General features: G+C 43.6%; 11 protein-coding genes. 5 read left to right on the forward strand and 6 right to left on the reverse strand.

Annotated features, from left to right (window positions below):
* Position 1 precedes the first annotated feature (1 nt).
* Entirely contained in the window at positions 2–1,240 is a 1,239-nt protein-coding gene (locus AC1DG9_RS09085; protein WP_288882672.1) for a hypothetical protein, read from the reverse strand.
* Positions 1,241–1,564: 324 nt separating this feature from the next.
* Here AC1DG9_RS09085 and AC1DG9_RS09090 point away from each other — a divergent pair, with 324 nt between their 5' ends.
* Positions 1,565–2,740, forward strand: a complete 1,176-nt coding sequence (locus AC1DG9_RS09090; RefSeq protein WP_288882674.1) for a hypothetical protein — start codon at positions 1,565–1,567, stop codon at positions 2,738–2,740.
* A 64-nt stretch (positions 2,741–2,804) separates the two neighbouring features.
* On the opposite strand, the gene AC1DG9_RS09095 is transcribed toward AC1DG9_RS09090, so the two are convergent.
* The 4 genes from AC1DG9_RS09095 to AC1DG9_RS09110 all read right to left on the reverse strand — a co-directional run bounded on the left by AC1DG9_RS09095 (position 2,805) and on the right by AC1DG9_RS09110 (position 8,336).
* Positions 2,805–3,593, reverse strand: a complete 789-nt coding sequence (locus AC1DG9_RS09095) for a peptidase associated/transthyretin-like domain-containing protein (RefSeq protein ID WP_477634526.1) — start codon at positions 3,591–3,593, stop codon at positions 2,805–2,807.
* A gap of 207 nt (positions 3,594–3,800) precedes the next feature.
* The gene (locus AC1DG9_RS09100) at positions 3,801–5,156 is read right to left on the reverse strand and encodes an OmpA family protein (RefSeq protein ID WP_288882677.1); all 1,356 of its coding nucleotides are present in this window, start codon (positions 5,154–5,156) and stop codon (positions 3,801–3,803) included.
* A 136-nt stretch (positions 5,157–5,292) separates the two neighbouring features.
* The gene (locus AC1DG9_RS09105) at positions 5,293–5,865 is read right to left on the reverse strand and encodes a hypothetical protein (protein ID WP_288882678.1); all 573 of its coding nucleotides are present in this window, start codon (positions 5,863–5,865) and stop codon (positions 5,293–5,295) included.
* A gap of 236 nt (positions 5,866–6,101) precedes the next feature.
* Positions 6,102–8,336: a tetratricopeptide repeat protein gene (locus tag AC1DG9_RS09110; protein ID WP_288882680.1), complete on the reverse strand. Its 2,235-nt coding sequence runs from the start codon at positions 8,334–8,336 to the stop codon at positions 6,102–6,104.
* Positions 8,337–8,902: 566 nt separating this feature from the next.
* Here AC1DG9_RS09110 and AC1DG9_RS09115 point away from each other — a divergent pair.
* From AC1DG9_RS09115 to AC1DG9_RS09125, 3 genes are read left to right on the forward strand one after another with little or no spacing between them, the layout of a single operon-like run.
* Entirely contained in the window at positions 8,903–9,649 is a 747-nt protein-coding gene (locus tag AC1DG9_RS09115; RefSeq protein WP_288882681.1) for a hypothetical protein, read from the forward strand.
* A 31-nt stretch (positions 9,650–9,680) separates the two neighbouring features.
* Complete coding sequence (locus tag AC1DG9_RS09120) at positions 9,681–11,096, forward strand: S41 family peptidase (protein ID WP_288882683.1); 1,416 nt, start codon at positions 9,681–9,683, stop codon at positions 11,094–11,096.
* A gap of 20 nt (positions 11,097–11,116) precedes the next feature.
* On the forward strand, positions 11,117–12,571 hold the full coding sequence (locus tag AC1DG9_RS09125) for a pyridoxal phosphate-dependent decarboxylase family protein (protein WP_288882684.1): 1,455 nt from the start codon (positions 11,117–11,119) through the stop codon (positions 12,569–12,571).
* Between the two features lie 473 nt (positions 12,572–13,044).
* Here the strand turns inward: AC1DG9_RS09125 and AC1DG9_RS09130 are convergent, their stop codons facing one another.
* The gene (locus AC1DG9_RS09130) at positions 13,045–13,611 is read right to left on the reverse strand and encodes a hypothetical protein (protein ID WP_288882686.1); all 567 of its coding nucleotides are present in this window, start codon (positions 13,609–13,611) and stop codon (positions 13,045–13,047) included.
* Positions 13,612–13,692: 81 nt separating this feature from the next.
* On the opposite strand from AC1DG9_RS09130, the gene ettA reads away from it, so the two are divergent.
* Positions 13,693–14,972, forward strand: a 1,280-nt coding sequence (gene ettA, locus AC1DG9_RS09135; protein WP_477634527.1) for an energy-dependent translational throttle protein EttA, incomplete at its 3' end; no start/stop codon positions are given.

The following is a 14,972-nucleotide window of genomic DNA, read 5'->3' on the forward strand; positions in this document are numbered from 1 at the left end:
GTTATTTCTTCCGGTACCGAAATTCGGCCCAGATAACAAAGGACTTCTTATAGCAATTACCCGATGGGTCACGAAAGCGTATCTGACCACTCACCTCGCCCGAGACCAAGCCATTCTCTACTCCCGTGACCAGGATCTGACCGTCGGTAAACAAGGCTTCCGATGACCCACATTCGTTATAGGTAGAAGCATAATAATCATGCCCATCAACAAAAGAGGAAACAAAGGCCTTATTCTCGCCAAACGGCTTTACCCCGAACGTCTGGGTCGGTGCCTCTATGTGAAACCTATAGCTGTCCTTGTTCCCATAGAAATTCACGTACATCTTATCGCTGTACCACACATCGGTACGATCGGAATAGAAAAGATACTCATTATTGAAGGTCCAAAGGCAATACTCATCGGGACGTAACTTTACCTTGTATTGCAAAATGACAGGTTGCAGCGGCTTTTCACCAACCCCCTGGAGTTCCACTTCCACGGTTGCAGTCTTGACAACTGTCAATGTCGCAGGAGCGGTGTAGGTCGCCTTGGTCGATTGCCCGCCGGTTACCGTCCCGTATCCAGTCGCACCATAGGCAATCCGCCATTGTTTCACCTTGCTCGCGTCCAGTGGTACATCAGGTGCCAAAAGGTCATCATCCGACACTGATGGCAGAAAGGCGATTTCCAGCTCAGTACTCTGGGATTTATCAAGCGCGTTTTTACCATTGTTCTTGATATAGAGGTTGGCAACCGCCCCCCAATCGCTAAAATGCCTTGTTTTTGCCGTTACCGTTCGGTTATTTTCATCAACCAAGGCCTCCTTTACCATGTGCCAATAGCCCTTTCCATCCTGGTATGCTAAATGAAGCGCTTGCGGGGAGGTATTGGTAAGTGGTTCGTATGGCAGGGTTATTTCCACGTCTTTCTTAAACTGCACATTCTCCGGCAGAAACCGGTAGGCCTTGCCAACGGCCCCATTGGGTAGCGTATTGGTGACTTCACTAACGGTGACCTTCACCTCGCCATCCAACGCGCCTGCAGGGACACTTAGTTTTAGCTTGGTGCCAACGATTGTCAACTGTCCGCCGCCCGGACCTATCGTTTGCTCGGTGGCAAGTCCAACCACCGTACCATGGGCCACCGGCTTGACACCACCAGGCTTTTCTTCCTCAAAGGGAGCCGCAGGCTTCTTCTTGCAGGAAAGGACCATCATACCCAACAAGAGCATAAAGATCAGTTTTGTTGTTTTTTTCATTGTAAATTATCTAATATGGACGCCTAGTTACGCACCAGACTTTGCCACTAACATCCGCAAACCGAAAACAGTTTCGAAGCTCCGTTGATGGATAGCTGCAATTCGTCGACCAATCGCCACTGAACCTGCTTAGACGGCTAAATGATTCTTCTATTTTCAACAGTCTCATTTCGCAATGGCATCATTGGCTGAAGGAAGGCATTTAAATTTGTAGCTCAGCTTTCTATATGCGCTTTATGGCGGCATGTCCCAACCTTCCGTCTTCGAAATTTAGACTTCGAATTGTTTTGATGTGTATTTGCGGATTAAATTAATCAAATCAACATGAATAAATTCTTTCTCTATGGCCTGGCGGCCATTTTCGCGATTAGCGCGTGCAAAAAAACCAAGAAGGACGAACCCGCGACTCCAACTCCCCAAGGACAAAACGAAATCCCAACCGGTCCTGATGGCAAAGGCGGCAGTATTCCAGCCACTTCTGACATTTATTTATTTGGAAAAAATGGTTTACCTAGTTCCAATTACGTATTGTGGACGGCAGATGCCAAGTTTGACAATTTTCTAAATTATGATCTGAGTCCAATGGCTATTGAGGGCCTCTTCATCCAAGGAAATAAGCTTAACGCCAGCAAATCCGTTAACTTTTTCGGTTCTCACATGATCAGCCAGAATAAGTACCGTATCAGTTACTTCAGCAAGGACAAATATTATCACCTGGCCGAGGAGCTTAAGGTACCCATTTCCAACAATTTTACCGAGGCTTTTGTTGCGTATGCTCACTTCCAAAAAAATCTTTACATGCTCGCAGAATCCTTTGGTGCTTCAACGATGCAATATTACTATAGGATTAGTGAAAAAGGAGAATTCTCGGTCCATGAGCTTACACCCAACATAGACTATAACTTAATAGCCGGAAGTAACAATGGTGCTGTACTTGCGAAAGCCGAGCCCCGGCTGCTCTGGACCGAGCTTGACATTTACCGGGATAAGAACAAGATCAATAATTTCAAACTAGAAAAAAATGGATACAGTTTTATTAGTTTATTGGATATGCAACTTATAAATGACCAGACGCTTTTCTTCAACAGTTCCGCAAGAAGGGATTCGGACGAATCAATCCAATATTTATTCATCACCATCAATCTTCAGACTAAGGTGACTAGGATTTATACGACCAGTCATATTCCGGCCAATTCAACTGTTGGAAGTGTCTTTGTAAGCCAAGGGAAGCCTTATATCCCGGTAACTGCGAACGCTACGGGAGAATGTTTTTATATTTCTCTTGCTTTAAGCGAAGCAGGCACACCTACTGTTGACAAAGTGCAATTGGAGACAGTAGCTGGAACCACCTTTCATGCTGATCAGGTTTTTATCGAAGGAAACGACGTGTATGTGATGGGCGGTGAAGGTGACCTGCCATGCTATTGGAAAAACAAGAAGCTGGTGAGACTGAAACACAATGGTGTAGGCTCTGGATATGCCTCTGACATCAGGAAATAGATCCCTCAATTATAACCGAGACAGCTTCCGTCTCATCGATGGGAGCTGTCTTGGTTGGTATTCATCAATAGTAATACTGGATGTTCGCCGTATTCTTACCAGCCGAAGTACTGGGCTCAAAATCTATAGTCATTTGCGCGGTGTATGGACTGGTAGAGTCTAACACTCTCAAAGTCAAGGGAACCCTTGTTCCCCCAGTTAAATACGTTGCAGTGACCACATATCGTCCGATAGGGATGTCTAGCAACCTTCCGTATGAGATCGTTTGTGATTCACCACTTTTTCTAGTTAATGCTTGTCCGTTTGAACCATCAATTAAATTACCTACCGGCGTCAACTTGAATTCAATATTGTGTTCATCTAATATATACCGGCCCGGATGATTATAAATATACACGCTACCTCCGTAGAATCCTTCCATTTCCGTCGGTTTGGGGCCGGATAACTTCCATTGAAAGTTGACTACTGCACCCTTATTGCTGAAGGATTCATTATTATCAGGATCAAGCGGAAGTTCATAGTTTTTACCGTTAAATAYCTTCTTAACGTATGCAGAGGCGTGAAAAGTACCCACATTCGGCAGTTTGATTTTATAGTTACCATTAGCGTCGGAAGTACCAGCCGCGTATGTATGATTGCCAACTAGTGTATTTTCAACAATGACTTCAATCCCCGCCATGGGGCCGCCCTTGGAATCCTTCACTTTGCCAGTAGCGTAACCATCTGATGGCCCAGCTGCTGAACTTTTTTTACATCCATATCCGGTAAGGACAACGACTGCAATACTGGTTTGAATAGCAAGGACTATCGCCTGCCTGAATAAGCCTTTTGCGGCTGCTGATTTTTGTTTCATATAATATTTAATTTAATTGCTTAGAAAGTAGCTGCTGGTTGTTAAATTTGAAATCAGCAAACCCCAATCCTGGAAGTTTGCTGATACGATTATTAGCTAACCTATAATCCTTCTGATCAAAGTGATTATCGATTTACTTGAACGCGACCTCTCACGTTAAAGATCTTAATACAAACATTTTTGAGATGCTGGGCCGCACCTTTTTGACTATTGCGATATCTTGATGAACTCCACTCGTCTGTTTTGCATCCTGCCGGTGAGGGTATTATTTTCCGCAATGGGCTGAACAGCACCTTTGCCTTGGGTTTGCAGCAAGGATGCCTCAACTCCATATTCCTCTATTAAACTTTTTTTTACCGCCTCCGCACGTTTTTTTGACAAGACTAGATTGTCAGCATCATTCCCCTGATTATCAGTATGTCCAATGATGGTGAATTTCACGTTGCCATTTTCTTTGAGCGCAGCGGCGATTTCCCGCATTAAGCCAGTTGACTCAGGTTTAATTTGATCGGAGTTAGAATCGAAGAGAATTCCACTGGTACTGTACCTGCCTTCACTGAGCAACTTAGTACGGGTATCAGCTAAACCTGCCGCAACTCTGAAATTTGTATAATAAAATGCCGGGCTTCCCTCTTTGGTTTTAGCGCCCCATACCAACAACTGGTTAAAATTATGGGGACTTGCGACAGCGATCGGCAGGTCAAAAATCTTATCGGCATTCATCCACAGCCTGAGCCTTTCTTTTTGTACTGCTATGGCCACGTGAACTACATTTCTGTAGTTCGTCTGGAAACCAGGAAGCTTCACTTTTTCACTCTGCAGCTTCACTAGCGCGTTTTGGCGGGAATCGAGGGTAACTATGGCATTGTCGGCATGCAGACCAGCAGAAAACTTTAACATATTTTTAATGGTATAAGCGTTGTAACCTACTTTGGTTGCTTTATTCCCCCGATCAAAGAGCTCAAAGCCCAGAGCTGGCCGCACATAGCGGGTCGCCGGATCTATATCCATAAATACATCAAATTCATAGGTGAAATTTTCGGGGAACTTGAAAGTCGGCGAAAGTAGCGCTCCGGAACTCATCTTAACCCATTTTCCGGCGAAACCTTCCAGGGTAACCACCTCTCCGCTACCATTGGTAAACCACTTAAGAGGAAACTCACCAATTTGATCTTGCTCAAAGTTTTCTGTAAAGAGAATCGAGGCCCCCGGAACAAAATCATATTTAGAATAGGATTTTACCTCGCGGGTACTGCCACTTGCAGGCTCTTCTGTTTGTTTGAGCGAAGAAGAGGTTGATGTACTTTCCTCTTGTTTTTTTTCTTCCATTGCTTTTTCAGCCTTTTGCGTACTTTTTTTTATAATCAGATCTGTTGCAGCCGCTTCCGCCTTTTTCTGCAGTTTTTTTAGAAAACCCTGACTAAAGCAAGGGCTTGTTAGGCCGATGGCCATTAGTACTAATAAGTGATGTTTCTTAATCATAGCTGTTAAATAAACCCCCTTGGCTAAACGCTTCGAATATGCCCTGCCATGGGGAGGTAAACGATGAATGCAAAAATCCATACTTATCTATTGGCCCTCAACCATAATCGACCAACGTCCTGATATAGTAGACATAAGGCAGCCTAACATCGCCGCATGGGTGTTAAAATTATCAACGTTACCGCTGCATTAATAGCAGCAGGATGATCGCGGACTATTATTGCTTTACCAGCGGCAGAAAGAACCTTCCATCCAAATTAATGTGCGTGTTTCTAGGCTGAACCGGATCTTCTTTATCCGGATCCCAACTGGAAACGATAGTATGAGAAAAAGTACCGCCCAGCATTTTTGTTTCTTTTTTATAACTAAGCTCTATCGTACCTACGGTATTGCCAGGTAAGAAATCAGCAGTGGAACCGGAGGCGCGCCGATATTGATAATTCACATAGTAGGCGGGTGACGAAGAGATTCTGACAGGATAAAGACCCGTATAACCGGGCTTTAGCGCTGCTGCAGGGATTACTATAGTGATGTTATCTCTTCCAGCGGGATAGGCGGTCTTTAGCGCTACCGATAAGCTGCCATCTGTCAGAATATTTGCGGCAGCTGTAATTGCGGTGGTTGAGTACTTTGTACTTACCGTATTCCCACCCCCAGGGTAGTAGAACGTTCTTGCAAATGACGCACGAGAGGCCATCAGGTCGGCACCTTCTGGTTTATCCCGCCTCTTTTTGCAGCTAAAAAAAACGCAAATCAGAGCAACAGGAAGCATCGTTGTAATGGTTTTCATAATTATACAGTTAAAATCCTGTTGTGAAACCTATGGTCTGTTAAAGCATAAAGTTGCCAAGAGGAAGGAAGGTCTAAAATGTTTGTCGACATACAACCAAATACCTAAGATCAGTAACGCAATTATAGCGTTAGACCGCTTCATAAATCGGAGACAATGGAATTCTGAGAAAAAGAGGCTCGCCAAACGGAAAACGAAAAATCCAACGATAAAGCCTGTGTCGCATACTGTGTTCCTTATTTGAACCAGGAACTGATCGCCGCATCTGCGCTGCCAGCCACGCTGTTTCCAATTCCGTCCATACCCTTAGGCCCTCCTGTAAAACCCGAATTGATGCCAAAACTAGCTTCAAATCCTTTTTCAATCGTTGTGGCTGCTCCCTCCCCTTTAACGCCGCTTGAGGCAGAGATGACCACATTTGCACCAGTACGAATACCGGCGTCGGCAAAGGAATTGTTCTTATCAAAACTGATAAAGAAGGCTTCGTAAGCTTCAGCCTTAATACCGCCCCGAATCCCAATTTGGCTCCCCTTTACATCGCCGATACCCCCGCCAGCTTCCAAGAAGGCAATCAGGCTTAAAGTCGACTCTCCTGTTTCAAAGTTCTTCTTGAAGTTGAACTTGACAAATTCCGGCGCTTTGATTGTCCAGCTCAACTCCTTACAGTTTGCTTTCAGCGATGCTATTCCAAGTTCCATATTTAGGTTGACCGGGCAGGCATATTCAAAATCGGCGAGTCTACTTTTCTGTCTTGGCTGGCGATCAAGATTGCCACAGGCCGGCTCGACCACGGGATAACCCACTACTTTTTTGATCTCTTTAAGGTATTGAATCGCGGCACTGTAGTACTGAAAGTTGGAAAGGTACTCATTCACACCTGTCAGGTATTGCCATTTGGAATTGAAATGGAATCTTTCCCTGGCCGCTTGGAGTTGCACTTTGTCAAAGCCATCTGCTGCAAGTGCGCAGCTTTCAAGATAGACGCCAATCCGCTCGTCCTTTTCCTGGCAACTTTGTCTGCTAAGCTTTTCTATCATAAGACAGCCAGCACCTTTGCCTTCACGGCATTCGTAACCGGACATCATCTGGATAAATTTTTCCTGGATTTTCTGCAGGTCCTGATCTAATGCTTTTTTTTCCTGTGCGATGGTCCACCGGTATGACTGCTCCGCCTGCTGCATTTTCTGCAAAAGCTCTCGCTGGATATACCTGTTAGGCAGTACGCGGGTGGCTTTAATAACGATTGGGGACATTAATGGAGTCGGGCTTTGGCCGGTGGCCAGTGTATGGGTATAAGCATCTCGCACGGTCTTTTGCAGTTCCGAATTCCCCAGTTTAGAGGCCTTGCCGGCAAGTACGCCCAGTTCGGAGATCATGTTGTCAATCTGGTCTGAAAACTCCAACTGCTGGACTTTGACTTGTTCTGCGTCGTTAACACTGGTTTGATGCGCCGGCTTTTTGAATTTATAGAGATTAAAATAATCGGGAATGTGTTTTGCTCTGGCTAGGAAATCATAAGCGTCGCCGCTTTTATCATACTGACTAATCAAATCCATGGCTTCGGTAGTTAACTCGCTTTGAACCGAAGCCTTAGCCAGCTCCAATGCCTTGGCGGTATTACCATTGGATTTGGCGATGCGTGCGGCAGTATTGTTTGCCTGGGCATGCCTGGGATTCTCCTTGAGGCATTTGGCGAAGTAGAACATGGCGCTGTCTTTTAGCCCAACTCCGGCAAAAGATTGTCCCATATTGTTAAGCACCATCGGGTTGTTTGGGTTTCGCAACACCAGTCCTCTTAAAATGGGTATTGCCTGAGCAGGTGCACCAGCAGTGATGAGCATGCCACTCAGATTGTTGAGATTCAAATCATGGTTTACATCTTTTAATGCTACTTTCATTGCCAGCAGAAGTCCAGACGCTGTACCACCATTATAAAACGCATAAATGGAAAGTTCTGCCATTTTGGATAGCGTGTCTGCCGCCAGAACAATAGCGGTATCCACAGCCGCAAGATCTGCTGCTGACATTCGGGATATCGCTTTACTTTCCAGGTTAACGATGTAGTCATTGAGCTTTTTTCCGGCCAACGGATTTTTCGGCAGGTCGCCAATGTACAATCTGGGGAAATCATTGGCTGGTCTGGCCTTTTGAAATGCTCCCTTTGTGCCTGTTCTGTTTACACCCAGCTGACTGGCAAGCCCTGCAAGTACTGCAGGATCAATCTTACCTCCGGAACCTGCTTTCTTTTTCATTTCCGCAATCATCTTTTGGATTTGAGAGGCATTTGGTTGTTTTTTTTGCTGGGCCATGCCGGTGCTGCTTAAACATTGCAGGCTGATCAGCAAAGTTACAAGGACTTTGTTTCCTCGAATACGGCCAAACGGCCAGATCTCTGCTGACAGGTTGCTAATACTGGACAACCAAAATTCTCCAATGGTTCTGTATATAATTTTTATAATCAATGAGTACATAGGGTTTCTTTACGTTAAAAGTTCACAGCTACCTTATCCGATGTCATGCGCCCGGGTAGTTTCACGGTAAGTGCGCTCAGTCGTTTTTGGCAATCTGATTTATAGTTTTTTCCAATTGGAAGCGCCTTGCCAAGGATTTTTATTGAAAATGAATGATAACATAATTGTCAATCTTAATATGCCGGGACAATACTGCGGCTCCAAAGATCAGCCTCGACAGAAAAAGTGTAAAATATCGTAGACAAAAGTAACTACGTTGTCGCCGAAATGCCGTTTTTAACATTTAAACAACCTCTTCTTAACATTAATGCTTTGCCTGTGCTGACTTTCCCTAACGGAAGCCTCGGAAACCATGTTGCAATTCTTCCGGGATGATCTGTCGCCTAACTGGCCCATAGTTTCTGTCTGATTTGCCGGCCTGGCATTGAAGACTACTTTTTTAAATAGGTGTTTGGGAGTTTGATGTTTAAGTGTTGTTAAAGGGCTCCATTGAGTTGTATGTCGATGAAAACATGTTCCATTTCGACAGCCATATTAGCGTGTGAGCCGCATCTCTACTTTTGAGCATGAAAAATTATTTTATCATCGCCTTACTGCTGATCTGTTCTTATTCACGGGAAATCGTATCGGCGCAAAGTACCATTCCAGACTTTAAGGCAGTCTGGGCTGCAGGACAGCAAATTTCATTGAAGTCCTATACCTGGTCCGAGCAGGGTACGACCGAACAATATAATCAAACCAGTAGTACATGGGCAAGGTACAAGGCGGGCATTCTTCCAGAGCTGTTTCGCGAAGATATCGGGAGCATTGATGATGGCAATGCCCTAATACAAGTTGGGAAAGCCACTTATACCTTTAAAAAATATAAGCAGGCATATAGCGGCTGGCCGATTGTGCATTTCGAAGACCTGGTATTTATAAAAATGTCTATCCAATCCTTCGACAGTGTCAAATCCGACTTTAAAAAAATAGGAATTGACCTCGCTAAGGGAAGGCAGCAAGTTTGGAATGGCAGGACAACTTTAATTTTTGGTGCAAGTCATCCCTTGGATGAAGATACAGATCAGGTATGGTATGATGCCATTGAAAAGTATCCGGTGAGGTGGCGATACGACAGCAGATCAGGTCCGGTGGACATACAATATTCCGGTTACAAAAAAATTGATGGTGTCTGGTTCCCGGCTCAAAGAAAGGAATATGTGAACAAGAAATTGCACCAGGTAGTTCAATATGAAAGGGTGCGGTTTAATCTACACTTAGACCCTGAGATTTTTGACCCCGGACAATTTGGGTCTGCACACTGGTTAAATTGATTCTATTCAAATTTTACTTATACCAAATCAAATGAAGATAATTCAATTTATTACAGTGTTGCTCTGCCTCGGTCAGGCAAGCATTGCCCAAAAAATTTTTACCAAGTCCGAGTTAAAAAAAGATTTCTCAATCATTCGTGCCGCGTTGCAGGAGGCGCATCCCGGGCTTTACAGGTACAGAACAAAACAACAGATCACGACCGCCTTTGAGCAAACGGAGAGCCGCCTGAATAAAGATATGACAGAATTGGAATTTTACCGGATAGTGAACCCAATGATTGCCTACCTTGCCGACGGCCATACCAAATTTCACCGTCAAAAAAGGCCAGATGATCATTTTGCCTTTTTTGAACAAGGTTACTTTCCATTGAAATTGCACTTTAGAAAAGATAAAGCTTATATTCTTAAGTCATTTTCAGATCCGTCGTTTCCGTATGCGGGATGCGAACTAAAGTCAATTAACGGGAAAGCCATTAGTGAAATCAAGTCCCTTCTTTTCCAAAATATTTTTTCAGATGCTGATGGAGAAACGTTCAAATATCAGGAGCTGAATCAAACATTTTCGGGTTATTATGCAGAAGTCTTAGGCGACAAAAATGTATTTGATATCCAGTTGATTGATAAGACGGGCAAACCGAAAGGGATATCAGTAAGATCGGCGGCGGCCACTGCTTTTCCCAGGTTCATTCCTCTGGAGCCCATATATTCACTTATCTACCCAAGTGCAAAAGTCGCATTAATGCGTATCCCGGTCTTTCAGGAAAAAGAAGGTTTACAGAAATATGAGGATTTTTTAGCAAGCGCGTTTAAAAATATTAAAGACAAGTCGATCAATTCGCTCATTATTGATCTCCGGGATAATGAAGGCGGCACCGACGCCTTTGGGTTCAAACTCTACGCTTACCTCACAGCTATGCCGTTTAGATATTATGACCGTTTTACGGTGGCGGGAAAACCAGATTACTCATTTTCTGAGTACGCATGGCTTCCGCCGGAGTTAGCCTACCTTAAACAATTTATTGTTAAAAAAGGCAACGAGTATCTATTTACGCAAAAAGAGGGTCTTGGACTGCAAACTCCGCAGCCAAATCCGTATACGGGCAAATTAATCGTATTGGTCAACGGCAGAAGTTTCTCGGTGACCAGCGAATTTGCAGCAATTGTAAAAGATAACCGGCGAGCGATGCTGGTTGGCGAAGAAACTGGCGGCGGGTATACTGGAAATTCAAGCGGCGGCTTTGCAATGGTCACCTTGCCAAATACCAAACTTGGGCTAGACGTTCCCTTGCTTGGCTATTACATGCACTTGAAGAACCCGACTGCAACCGCGAAAGGAGTTCCCGTTGAGCTAAATATAAATCCAACTATACAACAGATTTTAACCGGGGAGGATGTGGTGCTTAGACAGGCGCTTATACTCGCAAAAAGCCTTCCCAAATCCCAATGATGACGCATAAAAGCAGAATAATGAAAGAACAAAGCCTAGATCCGGAAAACTGGCATCAAATGCGCAAACTCGGACATCAGGTAATTGATGATGTGATTGACCTATTGTGTAACATTGGGCACGTGCCCGTATGGAATGAGGTGCCACAGGAAGTCAAAAACACCCTTTCCACGGACCTCCCCCAATTTCCCACTACAGCAAACGATGTATACGTTGAATTTTTACGAACGATACTGCCATACCCAAAAGGAAATATCCATCCAAGATTTTTCGCCTGGGTACAGGGCGGCGGAACCCCACTGGGTGCATTTGCGGACCTACTCGCATCGGCGATGAATCCCAATGTCACGATCGGTGAACATTCGGCAATGTATGTCGACCAGCAAGTAGTGAAATGGTGTAAGCAGCTAATGGGTTTTCCAGAAACATCATCGGGTCTGCTGGTTAGCGGCGGTTCAATGGCTAACATTACTGCACTGACCGTTGCCAGAAATCATAAAGCAGGCTACGATGTAAGAACCAATGGTTTATACGGTTCGCCTGCCGCATTAGTATTATATTGCTCAGTTGAAACCCATAGCTGTGTGTTAAAAGCAGCTGAGATTCTTGGTCTTGGGAAAAATTCCGTTCGCCTGATCGGAGTTGACAAACAGTACCGGATTAAAATAAAAGATCTGGAAAAACAGATTCAAACTGATCTGAAAACCGGATTTAGCCCGTTTTGTGTTGTAGCTACCGTGGGAACGGTCAATACCGGCGCAATAGACCCGCTTAAGTCAATCCGGGATATTTGCAGGACTTATCAGCTTTGGTTTCATATAGATGGTGCTTACGGAGCACCAGCAAAACTGACTGGATCTCACAAACAGAGGCTCAGATACATTGAAGATGCAGACAGTGTCGCTTTTGACTTGCATAAATGGTTTCAAGCACCTTATGAGGCGGGCTGTGTGTTGATCAAAGATCAGGAAGTTCACCGGGCGGCATTTTCATTCACTCCAAAATATTTGATGAACGAAATGGAAGGACTGGCAGGCGGCCTCGATCCCATCACCAATTACGGTTTCGAGCTTTCCAGGGGTTTTAAAGCCCTAAAAGTATGGATGTCTTTTAAAGAACATGGTATTAAAAAAATTACCCGGCAAATTGTCCAAAATCTACGGCAGGCAAAGCACCTAGGGCTGTTGATTACTCGTAATCCGGAGCTTGAACTGATGGCACCGATTAGCCTGAGTATAGTGTGTTACCGGTTCATAAGACAGGGTATAAGCCAATCTGAGGCAAATGCACTCAATCGCGAGTTGCTCATTAAGTTACAGGTGAGCGGAATAGCATCTCCTTCATCCACAATTCTGGGAGGGGCTTACTGCATCAGGGTATGCATATTAAACCACCGAACCAAAACATCTGATATTGAACTGTTGGTTGCACAGTCCATAAAAATTGGCTATTCCATTTCGGAGGCAATCAAATAACTTAACGAGGAATGATTGCAAAAGTAGTGTTGGCCAGATAAAATTAATGTGCAGACTGAAGCTACACCTGAGCCAGTCGTCCAAATGGGGATTATTCCGTATGTGGCCACCTCTTTCGCGGAACGTGGCCTCATATTACGGCCCAAAATGATCAGTTGATTTCGTTGAAAAATGGTCAGTCGGCTTATTTTAAGCCGTTTTTAGCCTCAAGAAAAGCACCATGGGATGATAACTCATTTCGGTCATAAAAATTAATTAGCATGCCTYTAATTGCGTTTCATTGCAAAATTCTGARGCCAATCCATGAAGACTTCTTCAGRTACATAGATTTATCAAAAACTGAGGTCACGATCTCCTCTCAGGTCTCAAAAATAGCCTTTGAAACTATCCGTCATCAGTCACGGCGCTAAAAATAAAAGAGCTCCACTAAAAAATGGATAAGGGTGAATTTTCGGGATTTGAATATATTGGCCTCAAAGACTAAGATTCCTCCGGATATGAAGGGTAGAAGTTCGGGTGCACAGTTTGGCCCGAAATGAAGTGTCTACTATCTGCGAAATATACACGTTGTCATCTATTAGTCGGATATCATGTTCTTTACCGATACTCTTTAAGTATGGAATAAATTGATTTTCATGAAATCTCTTATAGATTTTTGCAGAAATTTCCTTACTGGGGATAGGGTTAACATAATTCATCGAGGCGAACCATAGCTTAAATACATCAGCATACTTGTATTGTTCCGATGCTTTAATTTCCTCCATTATCCGATCTTCTACCTGTTTCTCCCGAAATCTAGGATCTATTCCATTCTTTAAATCAGCTTCTACCCATCCCAGGATTATTTCTGCCTCATACTGTTTAGTTTTTGGATTACGGATTCTATTAAGATCCTTTTTATAGGAATTACCATATTCCTTGGGGTATTCTTTCCCTTCATTTGGATATTGAATCGAATATCTGATACACCACTTTTTTACTGGCTTTCCTTTCTTATCTTTGCTATAAATATAGGGTTCAGAATGTGTGAAGTTTGACATAGTTTTCTTTTTAGTTAACAAAAAAATTGTCCCCGTTTTGTCCCCGTTTTAATAAAAACAACTCTAATATACGAAATAACGATGTCCGACGAGAAAATAATATTTTCAATGGCCGGGGTAAATAAGATTTACCCCCCTCAGAAACAGGTTTTAAAGAACATATACCTTTCCTTTTTTTATGGTGCAAAAATAGGTGTTATTGGTTTAAATGGATCGGGAAAATCATCGGTTTTGAAGATCATTGCTGGTATTGACAAAGCTTTTCAAGGCGAAGTTGTTTTCTCTCCGGGCTACACTGTAGGTTATCTTGCWCAGGAGCCGGAACTAGATGAAAACAAAACAGTTAGAGAGGTTGTTGAAGAGGGCGTAGCTGAAATTACCGCTATCCTTAAAGAATACGAGTCTATTAATGAACAGTTTGGTTTGCCGGAAGTTTACGAAGATGCTGATGCAATGGATAAACTAATGGCCAAACAAGGTGAGCTTCAGGACAAAATTGATGCTGTAAATGCATGGGAGCTGGATAACAAATTAGAACGTGCAATGGATGCGCTTCGCTGCCCAGATCCGGATACAAAAATTTCAGTACTATCGGGTGGAGAAAGAAGACGTGTGGCGATGTGTCGTTTACTACTGCAGGAACCAGATGTTTTATTACTAGATGAACCTACGAATCACCTTGATGCTGAAAGTATTGATTGGTTAGAGCAGTTTTTAAAAGAATACAAAGGAACTGTAATTGCAGTAACCCACGATAGGTATTTCCTTGATAATGTTGCCGGATGGATTCTTGAGTTAGACCGAGGTGAAGGTATTCCATGGAAAGGAAACTATTCATCATGGTTAGATCAAAAGGCTAAACGTTTGGCACAGGAAGAAAAAACGGAGAGCAAACGTCAGAAAACTCTTGAAAGAGAGCTTGAGTGGGTACGTATGGCACCGAAAGCGCGTCATGCTAAATCTAAAGCTCGTCTATCAAACTATGACAAGCTGGCATCAGAGGATTCGAGAGAAAGAGAAGACAAATTGGAATTGTTTATTCCGCCTGGACCAAGATTGGGGAATGTAGTTATTGAGGCAAACAATGTTACCAAAGCTTATGGCGATAAATTGTTATTTGAGAATCTGAGTTTCTCTTTACCACCTGCCGGTATAGTAGGTATTATTGGCCCTAATGGTGCAGGTAAAACAACATTATTCCGCCTAATTACTGAACAGGAAACTCCAGATACCGGGACATTCCGTGTTGGAGAAACTGTTTCACTTGGTTATGTAGATCAGATGCACAATGACCTTGACCCTGCCAAAACGGTATATGAAAATATTACTGATGGCTTAGATAATATCCAATTGGGTAACAA

It is taken from the genome of Pedobacter sp. 05L430 (assembly GCF_056397585.1).